The sequence below is a fragment of the Sphingomonas sp. TX0543 genome (assembly GCF_048565505.1).
Classification (GTDB): Bacteria; Pseudomonadota; Alphaproteobacteria; order Sphingomonadales; family Sphingomonadaceae; genus Sphingomonas.
Map to the genome: position 1 here is coordinate 111,979 of NZ_JBLZUS010000002.1, position 25,699 is coordinate 137,677.

The 25,699-nt window shown below is 67.3% G+C and carries 27 protein-coding genes; 12 read left to right on the top strand and 15 right to left on the bottom strand.

The features are described 5' to 3' along the window. Positions 1 to 25 precede the first annotated feature (25 nt). Complete coding sequence (locus ACM61V_RS00975) at positions 26 to 1,027, top strand: cell wall hydrolase (protein WP_419713747.1); 1,002 nt, start codon at positions 26 to 28, stop codon at positions 1,025 to 1,027. On the opposite strand, the gene ACM61V_RS00980 is transcribed toward ACM61V_RS00975, so the two are convergent. From ACM61V_RS00980 to ACM61V_RS00990, 3 genes are all read right to left on the bottom strand, one after another. Continuing rightward, positions 1,019 to 1,351, bottom strand: coding sequence for a hypothetical protein (locus ACM61V_RS00980; RefSeq protein WP_419713748.1), 333 nt, complete (start codon positions 1,349 to 1,351; stop codon positions 1,019 to 1,021). The genes ACM61V_RS00975 and ACM61V_RS00980 overlap by 9 nt on opposite strands. Before the next feature lie 120 nt (positions 1,352 to 1,471). After that, the gene (locus ACM61V_RS00985; protein ID WP_137785239.1) at positions 1,472 to 1,876 is read right to left on the bottom strand and encodes a hypothetical protein; all 405 of its coding nucleotides are present in this window, start codon (positions 1,874 to 1,876) and stop codon (positions 1,472 to 1,474) included. 105 nt (positions 1,877 to 1,981) lie between these two features. Further along, positions 1,982 to 4,240 (bottom strand): NADP-dependent malic enzyme, encoded by a 2,259-nt coding sequence (locus ACM61V_RS00990; protein ID WP_137785240.1) that lies wholly within the window; start codon positions 4,238 to 4,240, stop codon positions 1,982 to 1,984. 297 nt (positions 4,241 to 4,537) lie between these two features. Here ACM61V_RS00990 and mutS point away from each other — a divergent pair, with 297 nt between their 5' ends. Continuing rightward, positions 4,538 to 7,108 (top strand): DNA mismatch repair protein MutS, encoded by a 2,571-nt coding sequence (mutS, locus tag ACM61V_RS00995; protein ID WP_137785548.1) that lies wholly within the window; start codon positions 4,538 to 4,540, stop codon positions 7,106 to 7,108. A 55-nt stretch (positions 7,109 to 7,163) separates the two neighbouring features. On the opposite strand, the gene ACM61V_RS01000 is transcribed toward mutS, so the two are convergent. Further along, positions 7,164 to 7,853 carry a PEPxxWA-CTERM sorting domain-containing protein gene (locus ACM61V_RS01000; RefSeq protein WP_137785241.1) on the bottom strand — a complete coding sequence of 230 codons (690 nt, stop codon included), beginning with the start codon at positions 7,851 to 7,853 and terminating at the stop codon, positions 7,164 to 7,166. Positions 7,854 to 7,988: 135 nt separating this feature from the next. Further along, positions 7,989 to 8,804 (bottom strand): LD-carboxypeptidase, encoded by an 816-nt coding sequence (locus ACM61V_RS01005; RefSeq protein WP_137785242.1) that lies wholly within the window; start codon positions 8,802 to 8,804, stop codon positions 7,989 to 7,991. 57 nt (positions 8,805 to 8,861) lie between these two features. Here ACM61V_RS01005 and ACM61V_RS01010 point away from each other — a divergent pair, with 57 nt between their 5' ends. From ACM61V_RS01010 to ACM61V_RS01050, 9 genes are all read left to right on the top strand, one after another. Continuing rightward, positions 8,862 to 10,268: a glutamate ligase domain-containing protein gene (locus tag ACM61V_RS01010; RefSeq protein ID WP_419713749.1), complete on the top strand. Its 1,407-nt coding sequence runs from the start codon at positions 8,862 to 8,864 to the stop codon at positions 10,266 to 10,268. An 84-nt stretch (positions 10,269 to 10,352) separates the two neighbouring features. Next, positions 10,353 to 11,057, top strand: coding sequence for an alpha/beta hydrolase (locus tag ACM61V_RS01015; protein ID WP_137785244.1), 705 nt, complete (start codon positions 10,353 to 10,355; stop codon positions 11,055 to 11,057). Beyond that, positions 11,054 to 11,779, top strand: coding sequence for a tetratricopeptide repeat protein (locus ACM61V_RS01020; RefSeq protein ID WP_137785245.1), 726 nt, complete (start codon positions 11,054 to 11,056; stop codon positions 11,777 to 11,779). Before ACM61V_RS01015 ends, ACM61V_RS01020 begins: the two co-directional genes overlap by 4 nt. Before the next feature lie 23 nt (positions 11,780 to 11,802). Then, positions 11,803 to 12,252, top strand: coding sequence for a VOC family protein (locus ACM61V_RS01025; protein WP_137785246.1), 450 nt, complete (start codon positions 11,803 to 11,805; stop codon positions 12,250 to 12,252). A gap of 5 nt (positions 12,253 to 12,257) precedes the next feature. Beyond that, positions 12,258 to 13,316, top strand: coding sequence for an NAD(P)H-dependent flavin oxidoreductase (locus ACM61V_RS01030; protein ID WP_137785247.1), 1,059 nt, complete (start codon positions 12,258 to 12,260; stop codon positions 13,314 to 13,316). Beyond that, positions 13,313 to 14,050, top strand: a complete 738-nt coding sequence (gene gloB / locus ACM61V_RS01035) for a hydroxyacylglutathione hydrolase (protein WP_137785248.1) — start codon at positions 13,313 to 13,315, stop codon at positions 14,048 to 14,050. Before ACM61V_RS01030 ends, gloB begins: the two co-directional genes overlap by 4 nt. A gap of 42 nt (positions 14,051 to 14,092) precedes the next feature. Next, entirely contained in the window at positions 14,093 to 14,503 is a 411-nt protein-coding gene (locus tag ACM61V_RS01040) for a hypothetical protein (RefSeq protein ID WP_137785249.1), read from the top strand. 81 nt (positions 14,504 to 14,584) lie between these two features. Further along, positions 14,585 to 15,904 (top strand): cystathionine gamma-synthase family protein, encoded by a 1,320-nt coding sequence (locus ACM61V_RS01045; RefSeq protein ID WP_419713750.1) that lies wholly within the window; start codon positions 14,585 to 14,587, stop codon positions 15,902 to 15,904. Positions 15,905 to 16,038: 134 nt separating this feature from the next. Beyond that, the gene (locus ACM61V_RS01050; protein WP_137785251.1) at positions 16,039 to 17,499 is read left to right on the top strand and encodes a flavin-containing monooxygenase; all 1,461 of its coding nucleotides are present in this window, start codon (positions 16,039 to 16,041) and stop codon (positions 17,497 to 17,499) included. 4 nt (positions 17,500 to 17,503) lie between these two features. On the opposite strand, the gene ACM61V_RS01055 is transcribed toward ACM61V_RS01050, so the two are convergent. Together ACM61V_RS01055 and ACM61V_RS01060 are read right to left on the bottom strand one after the other, a co-directional pair. After that, complete coding sequence (locus ACM61V_RS01055) at positions 17,504 to 18,232, bottom strand: class I SAM-dependent methyltransferase (RefSeq protein ID WP_137785252.1); 729 nt, start codon at positions 18,230 to 18,232, stop codon at positions 17,504 to 17,506. Position 18,233: 1 nt separating this feature from the next. Next, positions 18,234 to 18,662 carry a GtrA family protein gene (locus ACM61V_RS01060; protein ID WP_249341374.1) on the bottom strand — a complete coding sequence of 143 codons (429 nt, stop codon included), beginning with the start codon at positions 18,660 to 18,662 and terminating at the stop codon, positions 18,234 to 18,236. A gap of 99 nt (positions 18,663 to 18,761) precedes the next feature. On the opposite strand from ACM61V_RS01060, the gene ACM61V_RS01065 reads away from it, so the two are divergent. Continuing rightward, complete coding sequence (locus ACM61V_RS01065; protein WP_137785550.1) at positions 18,762 to 20,540, top strand: AcrB/AcrD/AcrF family protein; 1,779 nt, start codon at positions 18,762 to 18,764, stop codon at positions 20,538 to 20,540. Positions 20,541 to 20,555: 15 nt separating this feature from the next. On the opposite strand, the gene ACM61V_RS01070 is transcribed toward ACM61V_RS01065, so the two are convergent. The 8 genes from ACM61V_RS01070 to ACM61V_RS01105 all read right to left on the bottom strand — a co-directional run bounded on the left by ACM61V_RS01070 (position 20,556) and on the right by ACM61V_RS01105 (position 25,697). Continuing rightward, positions 20,556 to 21,173, bottom strand: a complete 618-nt coding sequence (locus ACM61V_RS01070) for a MarC family protein (protein WP_137785253.1) — start codon at positions 21,171 to 21,173, stop codon at positions 20,556 to 20,558. 10 nt (positions 21,174 to 21,183) lie between these two features. Further along, positions 21,184 to 22,047 (bottom strand): bifunctional methylenetetrahydrofolate dehydrogenase/methenyltetrahydrofolate cyclohydrolase FolD, encoded by an 864-nt coding sequence (gene folD, locus ACM61V_RS01075; protein WP_137785254.1) that lies wholly within the window; start codon positions 22,045 to 22,047, stop codon positions 21,184 to 21,186. After that, entirely contained in the window at positions 22,044 to 22,346 is a 303-nt protein-coding gene (locus ACM61V_RS01080) for a DUF167 domain-containing protein (protein ID WP_283214512.1), read from the bottom strand. Before ACM61V_RS01080 ends, folD begins: the two co-directional genes overlap by 4 nt. Further along, positions 22,343 to 22,648: a YggT family protein gene (locus ACM61V_RS01085; protein WP_137785256.1), complete on the bottom strand. Its 306-nt coding sequence runs from the start codon at positions 22,646 to 22,648 to the stop codon at positions 22,343 to 22,345. The genes ACM61V_RS01080 and ACM61V_RS01085 overlap by 4 nt, the downstream gene beginning before the upstream one ends. A 154-nt stretch (positions 22,649 to 22,802) precedes the next feature. Next, a complete protein-coding gene (locus tag ACM61V_RS01090; protein ID WP_137785257.1) occupies positions 22,803 to 23,438 on the bottom strand; it encodes a PEPxxWA-CTERM sorting domain-containing protein in 636 nt (211 codons plus the stop codon). 140 nt (positions 23,439 to 23,578) lie between these two features. Next, entirely contained in the window at positions 23,579 to 24,478 is a 900-nt protein-coding gene (gene argB / locus ACM61V_RS01095) for an acetylglutamate kinase (protein WP_137785258.1), read from the bottom strand. 32 nt (positions 24,479 to 24,510) lie between these two features. Beyond that, positions 24,511 to 25,152: a queuosine precursor transporter gene (locus tag ACM61V_RS01100; RefSeq protein ID WP_137785259.1), complete on the bottom strand. Its 642-nt coding sequence runs from the start codon at positions 25,150 to 25,152 to the stop codon at positions 24,511 to 24,513. Between the two features lie 89 nt (positions 25,153 to 25,241). Next, on the bottom strand, positions 25,242 to 25,697 hold the full coding sequence (locus ACM61V_RS01105) for a GNAT family N-acetyltransferase (RefSeq protein ID WP_137785260.1): 456 nt from the start codon (positions 25,695 to 25,697) through the stop codon (positions 25,242 to 25,244). Positions 25,698 to 25,699: the final 2 nt, after the last annotated feature.

Genomic DNA, 25,699 nt, shown 5'->3' on the forward strand with positions numbered 1-25,699 from the left:
AGCCATCCGCGCTAGGGATCGGCACATGCCTACCGCCGCGACCCATCCCAGCGAACGGCGTGCCCAACGCCGCGCGCGGCGGCCGGCGCGGAGACGAGTGGTAGGTCTTACGCTGCTGCCCGTCGCGGTAGCTTCCGCCGCGCTCACCGGCGTGAGCATATTACACTTCAACGATGCTCCGCCCGCCCTCCGCACCATGCCGAGCCGGAACGCGCTGAGCGACGCCGCCGAAGCTCCGAATGGCGAGCTCGCGGCACCGGCGCGCGGCTCTACCGGCACAATCGCGCTGCCGCCGGTCCCGCGCAACGCGACGCCGTCAGGAGCTGGCGGCATTACCCCGGCCGTTCCTTTTTCCACCCGACTCGCCAGTTCGATCGATCGTGCCCGCGCCCTGGAGTGTCTGACGTCGGCGGTTTATTACGAGGCTGCCTCGGAGAGCGATGCCGGCCAGCGCGCGGTGGCGCAGGTGGTCGTCAATCGGGTGCGGCATCCGGCCTTCCCCCCCACGATATGCGGTGTCGTCTATCAGGGCGCGAACCGCACCAGCGGGTGTCAGTTCAGCTTCGCCTGCGACGGTTCTGCCGCGCGTATTCCGGCAGGCGGCGCGTGGGGGAGAGCCGCGCGCAATGCGGCGGTGATCCTTGCCGGGCAGGTGTTCGCGCCGGTCGGCCTCGCGACTCACTATCATACCTATGCCGTCACCCCGTCTTGGAACCGTACACTGGTGATGACGGATGCGATCGGCGCGCATTTCTTCCACCGCTGGAAAGGCTATTGGGGAACGCCGGCAGCGTTCAGCCGGATCTATCGCGGCGGCGAGCCGGCAATTGCCGCGCCATTGCCGATACTTGCGCTTAAAGGAAACGCGCAGGTCATCGAACGGGACAATGTCGGTTCGACACCCACCGCCTCGGGCCCGCCCACCGATATGGAAAGCGGCGCCGCGTTGCGCGACGCCACTTCCGATAAACTGCCCCAGTCTCCGATACTTGACCGCTGGAAAGACTCGGGGAAACCGCTACGCTAGATCAGCGACGATGGCGAATATCGTGCTTTCGCGCATACACGCGCGCGCTGAGTTGATCGAACCGCCGGTCGAGATCGCGGCGCTCGGCGATTGTAAACCGCCGCGACGATAGCGCGCTTCCAGCCCCTGCAGATCGCGTAGTTGCCCACGCAGACGCAATGCCTCCGCACGGTTCAGGCTGCCAGAGCGAAGTCCTTGGTCTATCCGGGTGTCGAGGTTGCCGACGCGCTGGCTGATCGGCACCCACCGCCCCGGCTGGGCGACACTAGGCACAGCCGAGACTGCAAGACCGATCCCGGCCGCGATCATCGTCAATTTCTTCATGTTCATACTCCCTACACGGCCGATACGACGGCCACGGGCGAACCTGACTCAACACTGTCGCGCACATGTGCCGGGACGGCGACAAAATTGTCGCAATATGTCGCCGTCCTGGCGCTTAGATCAGCGGCAACGCACGTTGCTCTTGTCGACAGACTTGCCGAGAAGCGCGCCGCCCGCGCCCCCCAGCAGCGCGCCGAGCACGCCCGAACCGCCGGGCGCGATCGCCGCGCCCAACGCACCGCCGGCAATGCCGCCGACGATCAGGCCGGTGGTGCCGTCGTTGCGGCGGCAATAATAGCGGCCGTCCTGCCCGACATAGACGCGGTCGTTGTTGCTGAGACGACGCTCGCGGTAGCGCGGATTGTCGCGATAGTAACGATCGGCGTAATAGCCGTTATACGCGGGATCGGGACGGTTGTAATCGTAGCGGCGGTAGCCGTCGCCAGCGTAGCCGGGGCCTTCATCGCCGACACAACCCGTCACCATCACCGCCGCGCCAAGCGCGGCCAGAGCAACCTTCCTCATCACCTGTTCTCCATCGTTACCGACGGAAACAAAATGGTTACGCCCGCGAAAGGTTGCGCCGGCCAAATGGATTGCGGATGAATTCGGCCGTCGCCCGCAGCCGGCTCAACGGGCGATCCCGCCCGCCGCAAGCACCGCGAGCGTCACCAGCTCGCTGGCGGTGGATGTCATCGTCGCGATCTGCACCGGCTTTTCCATGCCGATCAGCATCGGGCCGATCATCGAATCCCCGCCCAGTTCGCGCAGCAGCTTGGCGGAGATGTTGGCCGATTGAAGCCCGGGCATCACCAGCACATTGGCCGGGCCAGACAGACGGGCGAACGGATAGTTGGCAAGCTGCTTCGGATTGAGCGCGACATCCGGCGCCATCTCGCCTTCATATTCAAAGCCCACCTTGCGCTCGTCGAGCACCCCCACCGCCGCACGGATATTCTCCAGCCACTGCCCCTCGGGATTCCCGAAGGTGGAATAGCTGAGAAAGGCGACGCGCGGCTCATGCCCCATGCGCCGCGCGACCTGCGCGGTCTGCTCGGCGATGTCGGCGAGTTCTTCCGGGCTCGGGCGTTCGTTCACTGTCGTATCGGCGATGAACACGGTGTGGCTCTGCCCGACGAGGATATGGATGCCGAACGGCGTGCGGCCGGGCTCGGGATCGATCACCCGCTTCACCTCGCGCATCGTGTGCGCCCACGTGCGCGTGATGCCGGTGATCATCGCGTCAGCCTGACCGAGCTGCAGCATCACGGAGCCGAAAATGTTGCGATCCTGGTTTATCATCCGCTCGCAATCGCGGCGCAGATAGCCGCGCCGCTGGAGCCGCTGATAGAGGAAGTCGACCATCCGGGGCACCAGCGGGGAATGGCGGCTGTTGTGCAGCTCATATTCCTCGGGGTTGTTGACGCCCAGTGCGCGCAGCCGGTCGGGCACGTCGTCCCGCCCGACGAGCACGGGCGTGCCATAGCCGCCTTCCTTGAACTGGATCGCGGCGCGCAGCACCACCTCTTCCTCGCCCTCGGCAAACAGCACGCGCTTGGGATGCGCGCGCGCGCCTTCATAGGCCAGGCTGAGGACGGAATTCGTCGGGTTGAGCCGCCCGCGAAGCCGCTGGCGATAGCCATCCATATCGAGGATCGGCTTGGTCGCGACGCCCGAATCCATCGCCGCGCGGGCCACGGCGACGGACACCACCTCCATCAGGCGCGGGTCGAACGGGGCGGGAATGATATAATCGGGGCCGAACACGTGGCGCACGCCATAGGCAAGCGCCACTTCCTCCGGCACGCGATCGCGCGCCAGCTCCGCGATCGCCTGCGCCGCGGCGATCTTCATCTCCTCGTTGATCGCCGAGGCGCGCACGTCGAGCGCGCCCCGGAAGATGAACGGGAAGCCCAATACGTTGTTGACCTGATTGGGATAATCCGAACGCCCGGTCGCGATGATCGCATCCGGTCGCGCGGCCTTGGCCTCCTCGGGGCGGATTTCCGGTTCCGGGTTGGCCATGGCGAAGATGATCGGCGCCTTCGCCATATCCTTCACCATTTCCGGCTTCAGCGCGCCGGCGGCGGAAAGGCCGAGGAACACGTCCGCGCCGACCAGCGCCTCGGTCAATGTGCGCCGCTCGGTAATGGCGGCGTGCGCGGACTGCCACTGGTTCACGCCGTCACGGCCCTGATAGATCACGCCCTTGCGATCGCACATCAGCACGTTGTCGTGCCGCACGCCCATCGCCTTGATAAGCTCGGTGCAGGCGATCGCGGCGGCGCCCGCGCCGTTTACCACCACCTTCACCTCGCTGATGTTCCGCCCGGTCAGCAGGCACGCATTGATGAGGCCAGCCGCCGTGATGATCGCGGTGCCATGCTGATCGTCATGGAACACCGGGATGTTCATCCGCTCGCGCAACGTCTGCTCGATGATGAAGCATTCCGGCGCCTTGATGTCCTCCAGGTTGATCCCGCCGAACGACGGCTCCAGCAGCGCAACGCAGTTGATGAAGGCGTCGACATCCTCGGTCGCCACTTCCAGATCGATCGAGTCCACGTCGGCGAAGCGCTTGAACAGGACCGCCTTGCCCTCCATCACCGGCTTGGAGGCCAGCGCGCCGAGATTACCAAGCCCCAGGATCGCCGTGCCGTTTGAAATCACCGCGACCAGATTGCCCTTGGTCGTGTAATCATATGCCGTCGCAGGATCCCGCGCGATCGCCTCCACCGGCACCGCCACGCCGGGCGAATAGGCCAGCGCCAGATCGCGCTGCGTCGCCATCGGCTTGGTCGCGACGATCTCGATCTTGCCCGGCCTTCCCTCGGAATGGAAAAGCAACGCTTCGCGCTCGGAAAACTGGACGCTGGTGGGCTCGGACATAGGGCAACCTTGCTGCGAGGGATTGGCAACGATCCTTTAGGCGCACCCCGTCATGATGCAACCGCTCGACGCCTGAAACAATCGTGCGCCTGATGCATGCCGAAGCGGGCCGCCTGTGTTACGCCCGGCGTTGTGGCAACGCACCGCCGCGTTCCCGGTGTGGAAAGCCGGTTGGGGCGAGCCGTTTCGCGCCGGCGAGCGGCGCCGTGGCTGCCGGGCATCGTCAACTCGCTGTTTCCCGGCGCCGATCGTCGCGGTATCGCCATCTGGATGACCACCGCCGCCGCACCCACGCCGATGATGGCGCAATATCTCTCGCTGAAGGGCGAGGCCGGCGATTGCCTGCTGTTCTACCGGATGGGCGATTTCTTCGAGCTGTTCTTCGAGGATGCGAAGATCGCCAGCGCGGTGCTCGACATCGCGCTGACCGCGCGCGGCGAGCATGATGGCCAGCCGATCCCGATGTGCGGCGTGCCCGTCCACGCCGCTACCGCCTATCTCCAGCGTCTCATCAAGGCCGGCCACCGCGTCGCCATCGCGGATCAGACCGAATCGCCCGAGGAAGCGCGCAAGGCGCGCGGATCGAAGGCGCTGGTCAATCGCGCGATCGTCCGTGTCGTTACCGCCGGCACGCTGACCGAGGAGGCGTTGCTCGACGCGCGCGCCACCAACTGGTGCGTCGCCATCGGCGAGGCGGCGGGCGAGATCGCGCTGGCGGCGGCGGATATCTCCACCGGCCGGTTCGAGGTGATCGCTTGCGCCCCGCAGGCGCTCGATGCCGAGCTGGCGCGGCTGGCGGCGGCGGAAGTGGTGGCGGCGGAGGGGAGCGAGGCGCCCGCCACCGTCTGGCGCCCACGCGCCGATTTCGACAGTGGCGCCGGCGACGCGCGGATGAAGCGGCTTTACGGCGTCGCCACGCTCGACGGATTCGGACAGTTCAGCCGCGCGATGCTGGCGGCGGCGGGCGGCCTCGTCGCCTATCTCGATCATACCGCCAAGGGCGCGCTGCCGTTCCTGCGTCCGCCGCGCGTCTCCAGTGCGAGCGCGGCAATGGCGATCGACGCCGCCACACGCGAGAGCCTCGAACTCACGCAAACGAGCTCCGGCGCGCGCAAGGGCAGCCTGCTCGACGCGGTGGACCGCACCGTTACGGGCGCGGGCGCGCGGCTGCTCGCGGCCGATATCGGCGCCCCGCTGATGAGCCGCACGGCGATCGATGCGCGGCTCGATCTGGTCCAGCTTTTCCATGACGACGGCGCGCTGCGCGAGCGGCTGCGCAGCGCGTTGCGGGCGTTGCCCGATGTCGGCCGCGCGGTCGGCCGGCTGGCGGCGGGGCGCGGCTCACCCCGCGATCTGGCCCAGCTCCGCGACGGGCTGGATGGCGCATGGATGCTGGGCGAGATGCTCGACCGGGTGGAGGCGGCCCCGCCCCTTCTCGCCGAACTGGCGCCGCAACTTCGCGGGCATGGCGCGCTCATCGACGTCCTCAAGCGCGCGATCGTCCCCGCGCCGCCGATCGAGGCCTCGGCGGGCGGCTATATCGCGGCGGGCTATGACGCCGCGCTCGACGATCTGCGCGATGCCGGCGCGGGCGGCCGCCGCGCGATCGCCGCCCTGGAGGCGCGGTATCGCGCCGACACCGGCACGCAGACGCTCAAGATCCGCCATAACGGCGTGCTCGGCTATCATATCGAGGTGCCGGCCAAATCAGCCGATGCCCTGATGAAGCCCGATTCCGGCTTCACCCACCGCCAGACGCTGGCCGGCGTCGTACGCTTCAACGCGCCCGATCTGCACGAGGTCGCCGCGCGCGTCACGCAGGCCGGGGCGCACGCGCTCGCCGCCGAAGCCGCGCACCGCGAAGAGCTGACCGCACAGGCGCTCGTCCGCTGCGAGGAGATCGCCGCCACCGCCGATGCGCTCGCCCGGCTGGATGTCGCCGCCGCCGCTGCCGAGCGCGCGGCGGAGGGCGCATGGGCGCGGCCACATCTGGTCGAGCATCCGTGTTTCGAGGTGTCGGGCGGCCGTCATCCGGTGGTCGAGGCGGCGGTGGCGAAGGCCGGCGAGCGCTTCGTCGCGAATGACTGCGCTTTATCCGAAACCTCGCGACTGTGGCTCGTCACCGGCCCCAACATGGGCGGCAAATCCACCTTCCTGCGGCAGAATGCGCTGATCGCAGTGCTGGCGCAGGCCGGCTGCTACGTTCCCGCGAACAAGGCAACGCTCGGGCTGGTCGATCGCCTGTTCAGCCGCGTCGGCGCGTCGGACAATCTCGCGCGCGGGCGCTCCACCTTCATGGTCGAGATGGTCGAGACGGCCGCGATCCTTGCGCAGGCCACGCCACGCAGCTTCGTGATCCTCGACGAGGTGGGACGCGGCACCTCCACCTATGACGGCCTCGCCATCGCCTGGGCGGTGGTGGAGGCGATCCATGAGGAAAATCGCTGCCGCTGCCTGTTCGCGACGCATTATCACGAGCTCACCCGGCTCGCCGAACGCTGCGACGCCCTGAGCCTTCACAATGTTCGCGCGCGGGAATGGAAGGGCGAGCTGGTGCTGCTCCACGAAGTGGCCGATGGCCCGGCTGACCGCAGCTATGGCCTCGCGGTGGCGCGCCTCGCCGGCATGGCCCCCGCGACCGTGGCACGCGCCAAGGCGGTCCTGGCGAAGCTGGAGGCCGGACGCGCGAAAACGGGCGGGCTGGCGGCCGGGCTGGATGACTTGCCCCTGTTCGCCGCTTCCCTGCCGGAGCCTGAGCAGGAAGCCGATGCGATCCGGCGCGAAGTGGAGGCGCTCGACATCGACGCGCTCACCCCGCGCGAGGCGCTCGAGACGCTATACCGGCTGAAGGCACTGGCACGGGAATAGAAAAAGGGCCGTGGATCGCGCCACGGCCCCTTCTGTGGTTCGTGTCGCGAGCCGATCAGGCGGCGATGGTGGCAAGCTGTTCGGCCTTGCGGCGACGCATCGCGCCACCGACCACGCCGAAGCCCAGGATCATCAGCGCCCAGGTGGCAGGCTCCGGCACAGCGCCGCCCGCAGCGCCGGAGCCGAAATTGTCTGCCGCGGCCGCGCCGTAGAAGCCAAGGCCGATTCCGGTGCCGCCGGGAGTATAGCGATAGTCATACGTGTAGACCTGCTGCGTGCCGCCAGTCGGATCGATCGTCAGCGTCGCGACGGTTCCCACGAATGACGCGGTGACGTGTGCGGAGGTGAAGGTACTGTTGAGGCTGCTAAAGATACCGGTAGAGTTATTATTGCCGGTATAGAAGCCGTAGGTGTTGAACGCGCCGCCGCCGTTGTTCTGCACCTTGATGAAATAATTGTCCCCCGCGCCATAGCCGAGCACCGCCGCGATATAGCTGGTGCCGCTGGTCAGCGATGACAGATCGAAGCTGACGGTGTTGCCCGATCCGCCGTTGAACGTCGCGAGTGACAGGCTTGAACCGGTCGCCTTGCCATCGACGATTGACGAGCTTCCGGACTGCTGGGTCCAGCCCGAACCGAGCGTCGCGGCGTCGGGACGGTTGAAATCATCGAGCGTCGCCGCGCCTGCTGCGGTGGAAAGCATGGTGGCGGCCGCAAACGCGACGGCAACAAGATTCTTCTTCATCGCTACATTTCCCTGTTGTGACGAGAAGACCGCATAAGCAACTTACGACATGCTTCAAATCGTATACTTGTTGTTAATGATGCTGGCATTTCCCATATTGACACATGATTACCCTGGCTTAGCAGTCGACCACCATCACCCCAACCCGAACGGCACCACGCAATTCGCTTGCGTATGCCCGATCTCGGCATGCCCCAGAAACGGCACCCCCATGTCGCGACACCAGCGCTGCAGCATCGCATCGAGCGGCTCGCCCCATGGCGGGTCATTCTCCTTGACGTCGCTCACCGCGCCCAGTCGCACCCCGGCGATGCCGCGCAACTGGGTGGCGTTCGCCATCGTGAACAGCATCCGATCGATATTGTAGAGCGGCTCGGACACTTCCTCGATCAACAGCACATGGTCGGCGAGGTCTGGCAGCCACGGCGTGCCGATCAGGCTGTTGAGTATCGCCAGGTTGAATGCCACCGCTGGTTTGGTGCCCAGCCCCGGCTCCAGCCCCTGCCGATCGCCGGTCAGCCAGCCCAGGGTGCGCGCGATCGTGCGATCGCCGCCGTCGCGCAGCGCGTCGATCGGCATCGGCCCATGCGCCGGCCGCCCGATCCGCCGCGCGTAGAGCGCCGCGAGCATGAAGCCCATGTCCGAATAGCCGATATAGGCCTTGCTCCGCGCCGCCGCCGAAAGCTGCGGCATCGCGGCGGCGAGAATGCGGTTCGAGCCATATCCACCGCGACCAAACCAGATCGCGTCGAACGCGGCGTCGTTGGCGAATTCCACGAACGCCGCCGCGCGGCGCGCGTCCGGCCCGGCGAAATGGCCGCCGTCGCTTTCAAAACATTGCGGGTGGAAGACGAGATCGACCGCGGGATAGGCGAGCGCCGCGAATGCCGCGGTGCGCTCGGCGGCAAGTGGATCGAGCGACTTTGCCGGCGAGACGATCCCGATGCGCACTGATCCAAAACCCCGCTGACGGTTGAGCCAATTCCCGATCCGGGATAGCGCCGCACGATGCACGACGGCAACCTCGCAGCCACGCGTTACTTCCTCGTCGGGATCGGCGGATCGGGCATGATGCCCCTCGCGATGATCCTCGCGGGCCGTGGGGCAAGCGTCGCCGGATCGGATCGCTCGCTCGATCAGGGGCGCGTGCCCGCCAAGTTCGACGCGCTGAAGGCGCTGGGGATCGCGCTGCACCCGCAGGACGGATCGGGGATCACCACGCCCGACCAGATCGTCGTCGCCTCGGCGGCGGTGGAGGCGACGGTGGCCGATATCGTCGCGGCGGAGCGGCTCGGCTGCCGGCGCCTGTCGCGCGCGGCGCTGAACGCGCGGCTGTTCAACGAAAGCGCGCTGCCGATCGGCGTCGCCGGCACCTCTGGCAAATCGACCGTCACCGGAATGATCGCGACGATCCTGCACGCGGCCGGGAGAGATCCCACGGTGATGAACGGCGCGGTGATGAAGGATTTCGCCGCGCCCGATCGCCCCTTCGCCAGCGCCTTGGTCGGCGCCGGGGATGCCTATGTCAGCGAGGTGGACGAGAGCGACGGATCGATCGCGCTCTATGCGCCGCGCATCGCGGTGCTCAACAACGTCAGCCTCGATCACAAGTCGCTGGACGAGCTCAACCAGTTGTTCGGCGATTTCATCGGCAAGGCGGCGCACGCGATCGTCAACATCGACAATCCCGACGCGGCGACGCTCGCCCTCGCCGTGCCACGCGGGCGGGTGACCAGCTTCGGTATCGCGCACGATGCCGATCTGCGCGCCACCGATATCGTCGAGGAGCCGTTCGCGGTGCGCTTCATGCTGGGCGGCGCGCCGGTCCGGCTTGCGGTGCCGGGGCGGCATAACGTGTCGAACGCGCTCGCGGCGATCGGCGCGGCGATGGCGGCGGGGGTGACGCTGGAACAGGCGATCGCCGGGGTCGAGCGCTTCACCGGGCTCAAGCGCCGCTTCGATCTGGTCGGGCAGGCGGGCGGCGTCGCGGTGATCGACGATTTCGGGCACAACCCGGACAAGATCGCCGCAACGCTCGATACGCTTCACGCCTTCCCCGGCCGATTGCTGGCGCTGTTCCAGCCGCATGGCTACGGCCCGCTGAAGGTGATGCGGCGCGAACTGGTGGCGATGTTCGCGGAGAAGCTGGCCCCGGGCGATCACCTGGTGCTGCCCGATCCCGTCTATCAGGGCGGCACCGTCAATCGCGAGGTGACGAGCGCGGATATCGTTCGCGATATCGCGCAGGCCGGTGCCGATGCGCGCCATATCGCGGATCGCGACGCGGCGGCGGCGCATCTTGTGGCCACGGCGCGTCCGGGCGACCGCATCGTGGTGATGGGTGCGCGCGATGATACGCTGCCGCTGCTCGCGGCGAGGATGGTGGAGGCGCTGGCTGCTCACAAAGCCGGTTGACCTGCAATCCTGGCACCGCTTGATCGGCTGTATGACGAGCGGGGCGGGTAGCGCTTCCCATGCCCGCATCCTAGATACGCCGTCATGCGCCCTCGTCTCGCTTTCCGCCACACTCCGGGCACCGGCCCGACCGTGATCTTCCTGCCCGGCTACGCCTCCGACATGGAAGGAACGAAGGCGGTTGCGCTGGAACATTGGGCAAAGGCGCGCGGACAGGCATATCTCCGTTTCGATTATGGCGGCTGCGGCGCGAGCGAAGGCACGTTCGAGGAGCAATCCTTCGCCGACTGGCGCGACGATGCGCTGGCGATGATCGACGAGGTGGCGCATGGCCCGGTGGTGCTGGTCGGCTCCTCGCTCGGCGGCTGGATCATGCTCTCCGTCGCGAAGTTGCGGCCCGATCGAGTCGTCGGTTGCGTCGGCATCGCGCCCGCGCCGGATTTCACCGATTGGGGCTTTTCCACCGACGAGAAGATGCGCCTGCTTCAGGAAGGGCGGATCCGGCGCGCCAATCCCTACGGCCCCGAACCGACCGTCTATACCGCCCGCTTCTGGCAGTCGGGCGAGGCCAACCGCCTGATGTTCGGCGAAATACCGATCGATTGCCCGGTGCGGCTGGTGCAGGGGCAGCGCGATCCCGACGTGCCGTGGCACCGCGCAGGGCGGCTGGCGGAACTGCTCCGTTCAGCCGACGTGCAGACCGTGCTCATCAAGGATGGCGACCACCGCCTGTCGCGCGATGGCGATATCGCGCTGATCGTTCGCGCGGTGGAGGAAGTGCTCGGATGATCGCGATGCTCGCGCTGCTGCTCGCCGCCGACGATCCGGCCACGCGTTGCCTGCCGCTGTCGCGCGCCGATCCGGTCGCGGCGGAGCGGATGGCGGAACGCTGGTCGCTTTCCGGCGGGGCGGCGAAGGCGAAGCAGTGCCTCGGCCTAGCGCTCACCGAACAGGGGCGGTTCGGCGAGGCGGCGGCGGCCTTTGCCGATGCCGCGAGACAGGCGGAAGCGGCGCACGATACGATGGCCGCGACCTACTGGGCTGAGGCCGGCAATGCCGAACTCGCGGCGAACCAGCCCGCCAGGGCGCGCACCGCGCTCGATGCGGCGCTCGCGGCCGGAACGTTGCAGGGAATGGAGCGCGGCGAGGCGCATCTCGATCGTGCCCGCGCGCTGGTCGCCGTCGGCGATCTGGCGGCGGCGCGCACCGATCTTGACGACGCCACGCGCGACGCGGCGGACGATCCGCTGGCCTGGCTGCTCTCCGCCACGCTCGCGCGCCGAACGAACGATCTGCCGCACGCCAGGCTCGCCATCGCGGAGGCGCTCAAGCGCTCGCCGGATGATGCGCAGGTGCAGCTCGAGGCCGGCAACATCGCCGCGCTTTCGGGCGATGCCGCCGGCGCCAGAACCGCATGGAACGCGGCGCACCGGATCGCCCCCACCGCCCCGGCGGGGGTTGCGGCGGCGCAGGCGCTGGCCCAGTTTGAGGGCGAAAAGCCCGCGAAATGACCCCACCGCAACGGGAGCCGAGCATGAAATATCTCCACACGATGATCCGCGTGAGCGATCCCGACAGGACGATCGCCTTCCTCGAGGTGCTCGGGCTGAAGGAGGTTAGGCGGATGGAGAATGCCGCCGGGCGCTTCACGCTCATCTTCCTTGCCGCGCCCGGAGACCTGAACGCCCCCGGCGAGCGCGCCGAGGCGGAGGTTGAGCTGACCTACAACTGGCCGACCGAGGGCGAAGCGCCGGAAACCTATACCGGCGGCCGGAATTTCGGCCATCTCGCCTATCGTGTCGATGATATCTACGCCACCTGCGAGCGGCTGATGGCGGCAGGCTATACGATCCACCGCCCGCCGCGTGACGGCCACATGGCGTTCGTGAAAACGCCCGACGGTATCTCGATCGAGCTGTTGCAGGAAGGCGTGCTGCCGCCGCAGGAGCCGTGGGCATCGATGGCCAATACCGGAACTTGGTAATCCCCATGCGCGCGTCGGACGATTTCTTCACCTCGCTCGGCGCGCGCTGGCCCGTCATTCAGGCGCCGATGGCGAATTTCGCCGATTCGGCGCTTGCGATCGCCACGATCCGGGGCGGCGGGGTGGGATCGCTCGCCGGCGCGATGTTCGCGCCGGACCGCTTACTGGCCGAAGTGGCCACGGTGCGCGCCGCGGCGCCGGGTCCGCTCAACCTCAATTTCTTCTGTCACGCGCCCCCGCCCGACACCGACGAGAGCGCCTGGCGCGCCACACTCGCGCCATTCTACGCGCAAGAGGGCGTGCGCGATGACCCGGCGACCACGCCCGTGCGTCGCGCGTTCGATGCCGATGCCGCCCGTATCATCGAGGAGGTCAGGCCGGAGATCGTCAGCTTCCATTTCGGATTGCCTGATCCCGCGCTGCTCGCCCGCGTCCGCGCGACCGGCGCGCGGGTGACCGGCAACGCCACCACCGTTGCCGAGGCGCGCTGGCTGGTGGCGGCGGGCTGCGATGCGATCATCGCGCAAGGATTCGAGGCCGGTGGCCATGCGGGCTACTTTCTCGCCGATCATCGCCCGGTCGGCACGTTCGCGCTGGTCCCGCAGATCGTCGACGCGGTGGGCGTGCCGGTGATCGCCGCCGGGGGGATCGCCGATGCGCGCGGCGCGGCGGCCGCAATCGCGCTGGGCGCGTCCGGGCTTCAAGCCGGCACCGCCTATCTGCTCACCCGCGAGAGCAACGCCAGCCCCGTGCATCGCGCCGCGCTGGCGGCGGCGGGGAGCGAGGGCAGCGTTTTCACCAACGTCTTTTCCGGCCGGCTCGCGCGTGGCCTGCGCAACCGCCTGATCGACGCGATCGGCCCGGTGAACTCGTCGGCCCCACCCTTTCCGCTCGCCGGCAGCGCGATCGCGCCGCTCCGCGCCAGCGCGGAGGCCGATGGCCGCGGGGATTATTCGCCGCTGTGGGCAGGGCAGGCCGCCCCGCTCGCGCACATCCGCAGCGCCGCCGACCTCACCGAAATGCTGGGCGCCGCTGCGCTCGCCGCCCGAAGGAGCCTTGCATGACGAACCGCCTCGACGTGATTCGCGTACCCGTCCTCAGCGACAATTACAGCTGGCTCGTCCACGATCCCGACACCGGGGAGACGATGGTGATCGATCCGGGCGAGGCGCAGCCCGTTCTGGATGCCGCTGCCACGCGCGGGTGGACGATCACGCAGGTGTGGAACACGCACTGGCATCCCGATCATGTCGGCGGAAACGGGGCGATCGTCGCCGCGACCGGCGCGATCATCACCGGCCCCGAAGCGGAGCGGGCGAAGATCGGCCATCTCGATCGCGGGGTCGGTGAGGGCGATGTGGTGACGCTGGGCACGCACGAGGCTGTGGTGTTGGCGGTGCCGGGTCACACCGCGGGCCACATCGCCTTTCACTTCGCGGGCGACGGCGCGGTGTTCACCGGCGATACGCTGTTCGCGATGGGTTGCGGACGGCTGTTCGAGGGCGATGCGGCGCAGATGCTGGCGAATATGCGCCGCTTCGCCGCGCTGCCGGATGAGACGCTGGTCTATTGCGGACACGAATATACCCAGTCGAACGGCCGCTTCGCACTGGTGGCGGAGCCGGATAACGACGCTATCCGTGAGCGGATGGTGGCGGTGGATGAAGCGCGCGCGGCGGGCGAGGCCACCGTGCCCACCACGATCGGGCTGGAGCGCGCCACCAATCCCTTCCTGCGCGCGCCCGATGCCGCGACGCTCGCGGCGCGGCGCCACGCAAAGGATGAATTTCGCGGCTGATGTCGCTATATCGTCGGGTGCGGGGCCGAAGGAGTTGATACCATGCGTATGATCCTCATTCCACTGGCCGCCGCCGCGATCGGGGCGGGCGCGATCGCCATTGCCGCCCCGGGCAACCGGAATGATCGCGCGGCCGCCGATGAAGCCGCCTTTCAAAAGGAGGTATCCGGGCTTGTGCCGGGCAAGCCGGTTGACTGCATTGGCACCCGCCTCAACAACGGCTCGGTAAAGGCGATCGGTTCGCGGCTGATCTACCGCATCAACAGCAAGCGGGTTTACGTCAACGAGACCAACGGCGGCTGCGAGGCGGTCGCACGCGGCGACGCGCTGGTCACCCGGCAATTCTCCACGCAATTGTGCCGCGGCGATATCGCGCGCACGGTGAACATGCCCGCGCGGATCGACAGCGGCACTTGCACGATGGGCAGTTTCATACCCTATCAAGCACGCTGAATTTCCGGCAGAGACCCGATCATCACGGGCCGCGCGATCGCTTGCACGGCAAGCTGGCGGCCCCTCGTTCGGAGATCATGAATGACCAATGAAACCGAAGTCGATCTGACCTGCATTGCGGCGCGCGTATCGCCCCGGCCGGAAATCGAAAAGATCGGCGGCCGCAAGCTCAAGCCGTCGACGCTGATGATGGGGCACGGCTATGATCCGGCGCTGTCCGAAGGCGCGCTGAAGCCGCCGATCTTTCTCACCTCCACCTTCGTCTTCCCCAATGCCGCTGCCGGAAAGCGTCATTTCGAGGGGGTCACCGGCAAGCGGCCCGGCGGCGCCGAGGGCTTGGTCTATTCACGCTTCAATGGCCCGAATCAGGAGATTCTGGAGGATCGCCTGGCCATCTGGGAAGAGGCCGAGGATGCGCTCGCCTTCTCCTCCGGCATGTCGGCGATCGCCACGCTGTTTCTGTCGATGGTCGAGCCGGGTGACACGATCGTCCATTCCGGTCCGCTCTATGCCGCCACGGAAACGCTGATCGGCCGCATCCTCGGGCGGTTCGGGGTCAAATGGCTCGATTTCCCGGCCGGCGCGACGCGCGAGGAAATCGACGCGGTGATGAAGGAGGCGGCGAAGGGCAAGGTCGCGCTGATCTATCTGGAAAGCCCCGCCAACCCGACCAACGCGCTGGTCGACGTGGAGGCGGTGGCGGCGAGCCGGGATGCGATCTTCGCCGACGCCGAGGCGAAGCCGCCGATCGCGATCGACAACACCTTCCTGGGCCCGCTGTGGCACAAGCCGCTGCGGCATGGCGCGGATATCGTCGTCTATTCGCTCACCAAATATGCCGGCGGCCACAGCGATCTTGTCGCCGGCGGGGTGCTGGGCACGAAGGCGCACATCAACACGATCCGGCTGATGCGTAACACGATCGGCACGATCTGCGACCCCAATACCGCGTGGATGCTGCTGCGCAGCCTGGAAACGCTGGAACTGCGCATGAGCCGAGCGGGCGAGAACGCGGAGAAGGTATGCGCCTTCCTCGCCGATCATCCCAAGGTGGAACGTGTCGGCTATCTCGGCTTCCTGGAGGGCGGGAAGGATGCGCGCCAAGCCGATATCTATCGGCGCCACTGCTCCGGCGCAGGCTCCACCTTCTCCTTGTACCTCAAGGGCGGCGAGGCCGAATCGTTCCGCTTCCTTGACGCGTTGCGCATCGCCAAGCTGGCGGTGAGCCTGGGTGGCACGGAAACGCTGGCGAGCCATCCCGCCGCGATGACGCATCTGTCGGTGCCCGATGCGCGCAAGCAGGCGCTCGGGATCACCGACAATCTCGTCCGTATCTCGATCGGCGTGGAGGATGCGGACGACCTGATCGCCGATTTCGCCCAGGCGCTCGACGCGATCTGATCGCAACGGCGGGGCGGGGAAGCACCCCCGCCCCGCTATTTAACGCGAGCGACTTAATCCCTCTTCCCTCTTGGGCTTTGACACGGCATCCTGCGCATCAACGCGGCGATGACCGCGCACGGAGAGCGAAGAGAATGGCGAAGCGAATCGCAGTGGTCGGCGCGGGCATGGGCGGGCTGTGCGCCGCAATCCTGGCGCGACAGGCCGGCCATGATGTGACCATCTACGAACATGCCGATTCGGTCGGCGGCACCTGGCGCGCCAATCGCTACCCCGGCGTCGCCTGTGACGTGCCGGCGATCCTCTATCAGTTCAGCTTCGCGCCCAATCCGATGTGGAGCCATCACTACGCCCGCGGGCCGGAAATCCACGCCTATACCAAGTCACTGGTGGATCAATTCGGGCTGGCCCCGTCGCTCCACCTTAACGAAGGGGTGACGAAGGCGACGTGGGACGAGGAGACGCGGCAGTGGACGATCGAGACTGAAAAGGGCGCGACCGGGGCGTTCGACGTGATCGTACCGGCGCTGGGGCAGCTCAGCCGCCCGACTTTTCCCGATATCGCCGGTGTCCACGATTTCGCCGGCGCGAAGTGGCACGCCGCCGACTGGCCCGAATCCCCCGATCTCAAGGGCAAGCGCGTGGGCGTGATCGGCTCGGCGGCGAGCGCGGTGCAGCTCATCCCCGAAATCGCCAGGGAAGCCGGGCATCTCGTCGTGTTTCAGCGGACCGCCAACTGGTGCGTCCCGCGCAACGACGTGCCGCTGACGCCCGAGGCCAAGACGCTGCTCGCCACCAATATCGACGTGGCGATGAAGCTCGGCGCGATGCAGCGCCAGATGATCTTCGATCAGGCGGACAATTTCTCGTGGCAGGCGTTTCAGTGGACGCCGGAGGGCCGCGCCGCGTCCACCCGCACCGCGCTCGATCATCTCGAGGCGCAGGTGCCGGACGCGGAGCTGCGCCGCAAGCTCACCCCCGATTATCCGATCGGCTGCAAGCGCATCCTCATCACCGACGATTTCTATCCCGCGCTGATGCGCGACAATGTGACGCTGGAAACCGCGCCGATCGAGCGGATCGAGGCTGGCGGTGTGCGCGTGGCGGGTGGATTCCACGATCTGGACGTGCTGGTCTTCGCCACCGGCTTCGAGACGACACAATGGAATTGGTCGATGGCGGTGACGGGCAAGGGTGGGGAGACGCTTGCGCAGCGCTGGCAGGACGGGCCGGAAGCCTATCTCGGCATCATGGTCTCGGGCTTCCCCAACATGTTCATCCTCTATGGCCCCAACACGAACCTCGGCCACAATTCGATCAGCTTCATGATCGAGGCGCAGGTGAACTACATGCTCAGGACGCTTGCCGCGCTGGAGAATGAAGGCGCGGCGGCGGCGGATGTCACGGCGGAGGGGCAGCGGCGCTTCTATCAACGGATCGAACAGGCGTTGTCCGCCACCGTGTGGGCCGATCCGCATTGCAACAGCTGGTACAAGGCTTCGAACGGGCGCATCTATCAGAACTGGTCGGGCAATTGCGCCAGCTACGCCGAGGCGACCGCCACCATCGATCGGGAGGAAGTGGCCTTCGCCTGAAGGCTCAGGCCGGCTCCGCGAACGTCGCGATCGATACGCCCGGCGGCATCGGAACGCGGCCGACGAGATGCCGCTCCAGCCGGAAGATCGTCTCGAACAGGCGGTTGAGCGGCGCGGGCGGCGGCGTGTCGTCGCTGTCGTCGCGGCCGGTGATGCGGCCGGCTACCCGCGCGCCCGCCGCGAGCGGAAACAGCAGGGAATTGAAATAGCCCAGCTTGCGCGGCTTGAGCCCGGCGTCGGTGATCGCCTTCGCCAGCGTCGCCTTGGAATAGCGGCGATGGTGGTGGTTCACCACGTCGTGTGCGCTCCACATCCATTGATGCGCCGGCACGGTAATGAGGATGCGGCCCCCCGGCGCGAGCCGCTCGCGCATCGCGCGCAGCGCCGCTACGTCATCCTCGATATGCTCCACCACGTCGAGCACGGCGATCAGATCATAATGCGCCTTGGGCACCCCCGGCAGCACCGGCAGCGGCGCCTCGCCCACGTCCCTGCCCAGCCGCTGGCTCGCGATCGCGCGGGCGGCGGGGTCGATCTCGATCGCATCCACCTCGCCGAACTGCGCCAGCATCGGCAGATTGTGCCCGGTGCCGCAGCCGATCTCCAGGATCTTCGCCTGTCGCGGCAGCCTGCCTTCGCGCGTGATGAAGTCGGCGAGGATGTCGCGGCGGGCGCGATACCACCAGTGCGTGGAATCGTGCGCCGCCATGCGGTCATAGATTACGCGATCCATATCAAGCGAACACCAGCCAGCGATTGAGGATGAAGGTGAAGATCGTCGCGAGCGCGACCGCCGGAAGCAGCGGCGCCCATGCCGGGAAACCCAGCCACGCGGTGCCGATCCAGGTGATGACGGCGTTGAGCGCCATGCCCGACGCCTGCACCGCGACGAACTTCACCTGCTGCGCGGCGCCGGGCTGGCGCGTGCCGTGCCCCCTGAAGCTCCAGCGGCTGTGCAGGAAGAACCCCGCCGTCACCGCCACGGCGAACGCGAACGGCACCGCATAGACGGCGTGCGCGCGGGAGAAGACGAAGAAGGTGAGCGGCAGATAGACCGCCGAATAGATCACCGTCGACAGGCCGCCCGCGATCCCGAAACGCACCAGTTGCCAGAATATCTCGCGCGTGCGCGGTGATCGGAAATGCCTGCGAACCGCTTCCACGCCTTGCCCTTTGCGCCGGCCGCGATACAGCGGCGAACCGGCATTTCACCGCCCCGGCGTCTAGAGGCACCGGAGCCATGAGGAAAGTCCCCTTTGACGATGCGCGACGCACGGTCGTTTCTGCCGGCACTCGACAGGCACTGGCTCCGCCTCACCCTGCTCGCATGGGCGGTTATCGCGCTCTGGTATGTGATCCAGCGCTGGGCGGCGATCCACTGGCTGTCGCTGGGCGACACCGACGACAATATGCGCCTGATGCAGGTCCGCGCGCTGCTCGATGGCCAGGGCTGGTACGATCTGCGCAATTACCGGCTCAATCCGCCGGGCGGCTTCAACATTCACTGGACCCGCCTGGTCGATCTGCCGATCGCCGCGCTGATCCTGCTGTTCCGTCCATTCCTCGGCACCGGCGAGGCGGAGCGGCTTGCCTGCGGCATCGCGCCGCTGCTGCCGCTGTCGCTTGCGCTGGTGGGGCTGGCGGCGACGACGCGTCGGCTGATCGCGCCGGTCGCATGGCCGCTGGCGATCGTGTTCATGCTCTGCTCGACGGTCGCGCTGATGATGTTCATGCCCGAGCGCATCGATCATCACGGCTGGCAGCTCGCCATGCTTAGCCTGACGCTGGCGGGGCTGTGCGATCCGAAAGGCGCGCGCGGCGGCGCGGTCGTCGGCATCGCCAGCGCGGTATCGCTGACGATCGGGCTGGAAATGCTGCCTTACGCGGTGATCGCCGGCGGGATCATCGCGCTCCGCTGGGTGTGGCAGGTGGAGTCGCGTGATCGGCTCACCACCTATGCGTTGACGATCGCGGGCGGATCGGCGGCGGGCTATGCCGCCTTCGCTTCCTACGACAATCGCGTGGCGCGATGCGACGCGCTGACCCCGGTGTGGCTCTCCGTGATGGTGCTGGCGGGCGCGTTCCTGCTCGTCATGGCGATGCTTTCCCCCCGTCGCGCGGGCGTGCGGCTGACGCTGGCGGTGATCGCCGGTGCAGTGATCGCGGGCGCGTTTGCGCTGGTATTCCCGCAATGCCTCGGCCGCCCGGAGCAGGTTTCGGACGAACTATATCGCAACTGGCTCGGCAATATCCGTGAGGCGAAGCCGATCTACCAACATGCTTTCCGCATCGGCTTTCCCGTCGCGGCGCTGCCGGTGATGGGGCTGATCGGCGCGGGAGTGGCGACATGGCGCGCGCGGCGGACCCCGGAGCTGCTGATCGGCTGGGCCTGCGTCGCGCTATTCGCCGCCTTCGCCTGCGCGATGTTGCTGTGGCAGATCCGCGCGGGGCCAGCGGCGCAGATGCTGGCGGTGCCGGGCGTCGCCGCGCTCGCATGGCTGATCTTCCCGTGGCTGCTCGGCCATCATTCCGTGTTCGTGCGGGTGTTCGGCACGGTTGGCGGTTTCGTGATTATCTCCGGTCTGTTCTCGGGCCTCGCCTTGCGCTGGTTCGATATCGACAAGCCCAGCCCCTATGTGAACCGCGTCAACAAGGCGTCTGGCCGGTGCGTCACGCTGCCCGCGATGCAGCCGCTGGACAAGTTGCCGGCGCAGACGATGTTCACTTTCGTCGATCTGGGGCCGCGCCTCATCACGCTGACGCATCATTCGGCGATTGCCGGGCCCTATCATCGCAATGGCGATGCGATCCTCGACGTGCAGCATGCCTTCAGCGGATCACCCGAGCAGGCCCGCGCGATCATGAAGCGCCATCGCGCAACGCTGTTGCTGGTCTGCCCGAACATGGCCGAATCGACGATCTACCGCTCGCGGGCGCCGCACGGCTTTTACGCCCGGCTGGCCAGTGCCGAGAAGTTTCCGTGGCTCACGCCGGTGCCCCTGCCGCGTAATTCGCCGCTGCGGGCGTTCCGCATCGATTGAGCGGGCGGCGCTCGCTCAACGCAGCTGCGATTGAATACCGTCGATCACGAACTGTACCGCGAGCGCGGCGAGCAGCACGCCGAGCAGCCGCGTGATCACGGCCTCGATCTTCGGCCCCAGCACGCGCATCAGGCTCCCCGCCGCCAGCAGCGCCGCGAGCGTAAGCCCGAGGTTGAGCCACATCGCGCCAAGCACCACCAGGCTGCGCTCGATCCCGTCGTTGCGCGCCATCAGCAGCATGACCGATGCGATCGATCCCGGCCCCGCGATCATCGGCATCGCCATCGGGAAGATCGAGACGTCCTCCGCCTCCGCCTGCGTCACCTTCGCCGCGCGATCCTCGCGCCGCTGGGTGCGCTTCTCGAATACCATCTCGAGCGCGATCAGGAACAGCATGATCCCGCCCGCGATACGGAAACTGGCCAGTTCGATGCCCAGGCCATGCAACAGCTTCTCGCCGAACAGCGCGAAGATCGTCAGAATGACCGCCGCCACGCCGACCGCGCGGATCGCCATCGCGCGGCGATGCACCGCCGTCGCCCCGGCGGTCAGCCCGGCGAAGATCGGTGCGCAGCCGGGCGGATCGATCACCACGAAAAACGTGGCGAACGCGGAAATGAACAGCTCGATCATCGCGGCGCGCTCAGATGTCGAACGCCACGCCCTGCCGCCGGCACGCCGAAACCAGCGTGTTGCGGAGCAGGCAGGCGATCGTCATCGGCCCGACGCCGCCCGGCACCGGGGTCATCGCGGCGGCGACGTGCGCGCAGGCCGGATCGATATCTCCCACCAGCCCCGCTTCGGTGCGGTTGATGCCGACATCGATCAGCGTTGCGCCCGGCTTGATCCAGTCCGCCCGCACCATGCCGGCGCGCCCCACTGCCGCGACGACGATATCCGCGCGGCGGACCGCATCCGGCAGGTCGCGCGTGCGCGAATGCGCGACGGTCACGGTGCAGCTTTCGCGGATCAGCAGCTGCGCCATCGGCTTGCCGACGATGTTCGATCGGCCGATCACCACCGCATCCAGCCCGGAAAGGTCGCCCAGCTCGTCCTTGAGCAGCATCAGGCAGCCGAGCGGCGTGCAGGGCACGAATCCCTCTAGCCCGGTCGCCAGCCGCCCGGCGTTGACGGGATGAAAGCCGTCGACATCCTTGTCCGGGTCGATGCGGGTGATGACGTTGCGCTCGTCGATATGCGCGGGGAGCGGCAATTGGACGAGGATGCCGTCCACGGTCGGATCGGCATTGAGGCGATCGACCAGTGCGATCAGATCGGATTCGCTGGTGGCTTCGGGCAGGCGATGCTCGAAACTCTCCATCCCGGCGGCAAGCGTGGCCTTGCCCTTGGAGCGGACATATACGGACGAAGCGGGATCCTCACCCACCAGCACCACGGCCAGCCCGGGCTTGCGCCCGCCTGCGGCCAGTAACGTCGCCGCGCCTTCCGCCACGCGCGCGCGCAGCCCGGCGGCGAATGCTTTTCCGTCGATTGTTTTTGCAGTCATGGGCCGTCGCCATAGAGCGCGCGGGCGCGTTCGGCCAGCGCCTGCGCATCGCCGCCGATCTTCACCCGCTTCAATCGGGCATTTTCGCCGGCGATGATCCGCACATCGCGCCTGGCCACCGAGAAGGATTTGGCGATCAGCACGATAAGCGCCGCATTGGCGGCGCCGTCGACCGGCGCTGCCGCAAGCCGGGCGGCAAGATGGTCAGCCGTGCCGGCCGTCAGCGCATCGTATCCGCCACGGGGCGTGACCCGCACCGACAGGACGATGCCGTCGGCGATCTGCCTCCAGCCGGTCAGGCGCCGCCCGTCACGACGCTGATGGCGATATTGCCGAGAACGATGCGCAGGATCGCGATCAGCACCAGCACCGCCGCCGGCGCCAGATCAAGCCCGCCGAGGTTCGGCATGATGCGCCGGATCGGGCGATAGAGCGGTTCGGTCAGGCGATCGAAGCCATATGCCATGCTGCGCACGAAATTGGACTGCATGTTCACGACGTTGAACGTGATGAGCAGCGACAGCACGAATTGAATGACGATGATCCACCATGCGACGTTCAGCAGCACCTGCAGGATCTGGATGATGGTGAGCGTCAGCACGCGTGCCCTCTCATTGGTTGATATGTGGCACGTGCCTAGCCCAACCGGGCACTCGCCGACAATGGGGCGCACGCGCACGCTCCATGCGGCAACGCCATAAGAAAAAGCCGCCGGCCGATGGCCGACGGCTTCGTCTCAATGATTGCCCGAAGGATCAGGCGGCGTAGGCAACGCTCACGCGGCGGCGGCGCATCGCGCCACCGATCGCGCCGAAGCCCAGGATCATCAGCGCCCAGGTCGCCGGTTCCGGCACCGCGCGCGCCAGATTGTCGAACTCGAACGAATTCGACGACGAGGTGAAGGTCGCACCGGTGATGAGCGGGCCGCCATTGGCGTTGTACGAAACGACGCCGTTGGTCTCGCCGCTGATCTGGCTGCCGCTCGGGAAGGACAGATCGTTGATGATCTGGCCGCCGATGTAGGTCAGCGACGAATTGTCCGCGAAGTGCAGCGTCAGCGTGTTGTAGGTGTCGAGCGAGCCGAGCACGAACGAGAAGATCGAGGTCGCCCCGAAGTTCACCGTCCAGGTCCCGCTGCCGAGCACCGAACCGAAGTTGCCCGTGCTGCCATAGGCAGGACGCGCGCCGTTACCGCCGGAAGAACCGAGCGCCAGCGCGCCGGTGCCGCCCGGCAGGGTCGAACCATCGGCGAAGCTGTCGAAGTTCTGGAAAACGGTCGTCCCGGCGGCGGTGGCACCGGAGCCACCAGCGAACGAGACGGTCGGCGCCGCCTGGGCGCTTACCGAGGTGGCGGCGAGCGCGACTGCGCCCAGAATTGCATAATTCTTCATAAACCTGCTCCCACTGTTGCAAACACGAGCGCCAGGACCCTGAATGTTATTATGCGACTCGGCTTATTGTTGGCCTACGCGATTTTCAAAAATCCGAATAGTACGTTAACGACAGCCACGCCCAAAATGGGACACTTCTGCTAGCGCCGGATCAGCGTTCCCGCGCCGCGCCGCGTGAAAATCTCCAGCAGCATCCCGTGCGGCACCCGCCCGTCGAGCACGACGGCGGCATCCACGCCCGATTCGACGGCTGCGACACAGGTTTCCAGTTTGGGGATCATTCCGCCCGAAACCGTGCCGTCGGCGCGCAGCCGCGCGATATCGTCGGGCTTCAGATCGGTCATGAGATCGCCCTGCTTGTCCAGCACGCCCGCCACATCGGTGAGCAGGAAGAAGCGTGACGCGCCCAGCGCCGCGGCGATCGCGCCCGCCATCGTGTCGGCGTTGATATTATAGGTGTGGCCGTCCGCCCCGGCGGCGATCGGGGCGATCACCGGGATGATCCCGTCGCGCACCAGCGAATCGATCAGCCGCCGGTCGACCGCCACCGGCTCGCCGACGAAGCCCAGATCCACCTTGCGTTCGATGCCCTGCAGCGGGTCCGGCTGATTGCGGCCGACCTTCTCGGCCTGAACCATCCCGGCATCCTTGCCAGAGATCCCCACCGCACGGCCACCGGCGCGGGAAATCCAGCCGACGATTTCCTTGTTGATCGATCCCGCCAGCACCATTTCGGCGACCTGCGCGGTTTCGGCGTCGGTAACGCGCAGGCCATCGACGAAGCGCGATTCGACCCCCAGCCGCTTGAGCATCGATCCGATCTGCGGCCCGCCGCCGTGGACGACGACCGGGTTTATGCCCACCGCCTTGAGCAGCACGACATCCTCGGCGAAATCGCGCTGCGCTTCCGGATCGCCCATCGCGTGGCCGCCGTATTTCACGACGAACGTCTGCCCGGCATAGCGCTGGAGATAGGGCAGCGCCTCCACCAGCGTTTCGGCCTTGGCGAGCAGATCGGGCGCGGGGGAATGATCGGTCATGCGCGCGCGCTTACGGGCGAAAGCGCCATCGCTCAAGCCGCGCGATCAAGCTTCCGCCCCAGCGCCACGAACAGGTAGATCAGCGGCGGCACCAGGATCACCGACAGCGTGACCTTGGCCAGCATCTGGCCCAGCAGCAGCGCCCCGATCGGAAACACGCCCCAGAAGGCGATGGTCACGAACAGCAGCGTGTCGACGATCTGGCTGAGCACGCTGGCGATGCCGGCACGCAGCCACAGCAGCCGCCCTCCGCCGCCCTCACCCTTGAGCTTGGCGAAGATCGTGACGTTCAGCGTCTGCGAGGTGCCGTAGGCGACGATGCCGCCCAGCCAGATGCGCGGCGTGCCCGTCATCATCATTTCGAACGCGGAAAGCCGTGCCGGGTCCATCTCGGGCGAGGCGGGCACGGCGAGCACCACCAGCGTCAACAGCAGCGAGACGATCAGCGGGATGAAACCGATCCGCACCAGCCGTGTCGCGATCGCCGCGCCATGCAGTTCCGCCACCGCGCTGGATGTGACCACCAACAACAGAAACGCGAAGATCCCCGCCTCCACCGCAAGCGGCCCGAGCGCGACCTGCTTGTTGCCCAGCACGCCCGCGATGCAGACCATGCCGCCGTAGAAGATGGATAGGGCGAAAAGCGAAGGCGGGATGCCACGGGAAGCGTTCATCGCGCCGTGCTAACAGAGGCGCGCGCGGGATGCGATATCGATCGACCCGCCGGCCGCTATCACCGGGCCGGTCGCGCGCGCCGCCCCGATCACAGCGCGAGCGTCATGAAGCGGTTGTGTCGGCTCGGCGGATAACCGCCAAACGGCCGGCAATCGACAAAGCCCGCCGCTTCATACATCCGGTTCGCCGCGTCGAACATCGGCGCGGTGCCGGTCTCCAGGCTGACGCGGGCCAGCCCCTCCGCCCGCGCCAGCGCGATCAGATGCGCGAGGATCGCCCGCGCGACACCGCGGCGCAGGTGCGCGGCGGCCGTGCGCATCGATTTCACCTCGGCGTGATCCGCATCGAGCCGGCGCAGCGCGCCGATGCCGAGCAGTTCCTCGCCCTCCCACATCGCCCAGAACGAGATATCGGGGCGATCTAGCGCCGCCGCGCCCATCGCATGCGCGTTATCCACCGGGGTGGCGCCGCGCGCCTCGGCAAGGTGGTGCGCGATCAGCGCCTGCACGCGCGGATCGCTCAGCCCACCGGCGCGCAGCTCCATCC